3 protein-coding genes are annotated in these 2,051 nt (G+C 50.9%); all 3 read left to right on the top strand.

Annotated elements, in window-relative coordinates:
- Window positions 1-618, top strand: a 618-nt coding sequence (locus tag AC29Z1_RS15750; protein WP_488272405.1) for a baseplate assembly protein, incomplete at its 5' end; no start/stop codon positions are given.
- Window positions 611-1,174, top strand: a complete 564-nt coding sequence (locus tag AC29Z1_RS15745) for a phage tail protein I (protein ID WP_488272404.1) — start codon at window positions 611-613, stop codon at window positions 1,172-1,174. The genes AC29Z1_RS15750 and AC29Z1_RS15745, both read left to right, overlap by 8 nt.
- On the top strand, window positions 1,175-2,051 hold an 877-nt coding region (locus tag AC29Z1_RS15740; RefSeq protein WP_488272403.1), incomplete at its 3' end, for a phage tail protein. It lies immediately after the preceding gene.

Genomic DNA, 2,051 nt, shown 5'->3' with positions numbered 1-2,051 from the left:
CTGCCATGGATCCAAAGGGTTGAGAACATTACCGTAAGCTCGGGCGGCGCTGACGTCGAGTCTGACGATGCTTTCCGTGAGCGTAACCGTCAGGCCCCCGAGGGCTATTCTGTGGCCGGGCCAGAAGAAGGATACCGGTATTGGGCCCGGACAGCGCATCAGTCTATTGTTGATGTATCGGTTACTTCGCCGGCACCGGGGCAAATTGAAATCCGCCCCCTGCTAGAGAATGGCCAGATCCCCGGGCAGGAGATATTGGACGCCGTTGCTGCGGTTTGCAACGATAAGCGCATCAGGCCGCTTACTGACCAGGTGGTAGTTTTAGCTCCTGAAGTGGTCTACTATAACATAGAACTGACTTATTATATAGCCCAGGCAAATGCCGCCATAGCGTCAGGCATACAGGAAGCAGTAAATAAGGCAGTAGATGATTACGTGGCCTGGCAAAGGTCTAAATTGGGCCGGGATATTAATCCCTCAGAACTGACTGCTAGGGTGATGGCTGCTGGCGCAAAACGGGTAAATATCATCTCGCCCGCTTTTACTGCGGTTACACCTGCCCAAGTAGCTATCGTCGGAACGATCACAGTCACCTATGGGGGCCTGGAAGATGACTAGTATCAGGAATATCCGGCTGGCCGATATACTACCCCCAAACATTGCTAAAGACCCCAAAGTTAGCTCCGCTGCCCAGGCCCTGGATGGCGAATTGCAAGCCATAACAGCTGCAGTGGATCAATGCCTGCTTTTAGCCAGGATAGATGAGCTGCCTGAGCCGGCAATCGATCAGCTGGCCTGGCAGTTTCATGTTGATTTTTACGAGCCAGATCTCCCGCTGGACCAGAAACGTTCCCTGGTAAAGGGCACTTTAGACTGGCACCGTCGCAAGGGAACACCAGCGGCAGTTGAAGAACTGGTTACAGCCATTTTTGGGGACGGGGAGGTTCAGGAGTGGTTTGAATACGGCGGCCAGCCGTATCATTTTAAGGTATTAACCACTAATACTTCAGCAACAACCACGGATGTTCAACGGTTTACAAGAGCTGTTGAATCCGTCAAGAATGCTCGATCTGTTCTTGAGGCCATAGAAATTACAGCAACTGATGAGCTCAATATGTACTTTGGTAATGCGGTCCACATTGCAGATTATCAAGAGATAAGGCAGGTGGTTTAAATGGGTGCTTTCGGCGGCCTTATCCTTACAAACAAAGGAAGGAATTTGCAAGCGAAAGCTCAAACCGGTGTGCAGTTAAACTTTACCAAAATAAAAATAGGCGACGGGAGCCTTAGTGGGCAAAGTATTGTGGATTTAACCGACCTGATCAGTACAAAAAAAGAGCTGACGATATTAGGCCTTCAAACGCTGGCTGGAGGAAAGGCCAAACTTCGTAGTTACTTCTCTAATACAGATATTATTACGGGCTTTTATTGGCGGGAGCTCGGAGTTTTCGCCCAAGATCCTCAAGAAGGTGAAATACTTTACTGCTACGGGAATGCTGGTGCAAATGCTGAATACATTCCTGCTGGCGGAGGCCCTGACATAGTAGAAAGATATATTAACGTTATTACCCTTATTGGAAATGCATCCAATATATCTGCTACCCTGGGATCGGAAATATACGTTACTCAGGCTGATTTTGAATCACACGCTAGCCGTCATGCCTCTGGTGGTGCTGATCCACTGGCCCCAGCAGACATAGGAGCTGAAACACCGAACGGTGCACAAGCTAAAGTTGATGCCCACGGAGGGGCTATCCAAACTCATGGTGCCTCAGGGAGTTATTATTTAGCGAAAACCAGCAGGACGGATCAACTCCCTGCCTGGGCGGACATCCCGGACAAGCCTTCCAGCTTTACGCCGAGCGCCCATAAAAATACCCACGCCACCGGGGGCGCGGACGCCCTGGCCCCGGCTGATATAGGAGCGGCCAGCGCAGCGGACCTTGCTGCGCATTTGGCCGATACTACGCAAGCCCACGGCCTTGGCAATAGGCCCTTGGCTAGTACAGCTAGCGTTCCTTCCTCTGTAGATTCGGTGAATGGTAATGATC

It is taken from the genome of Sporomusa sp. (assembly GCF_057736855.1).
Note: the sequence above shows the minus strand (reverse complement) of the source record. Positions and strands in the feature narration are given on the sequence as shown.

What these genes read in the sequence shown, in the direction of transcription:
- AC29Z1_RS15745 (WP_488272404.1), top strand. Translation starts at nt 611, where the DNA reads ATGACTAGTATCAGGAATATCCGGCTGGCCGATATACTACCCCCAAAC.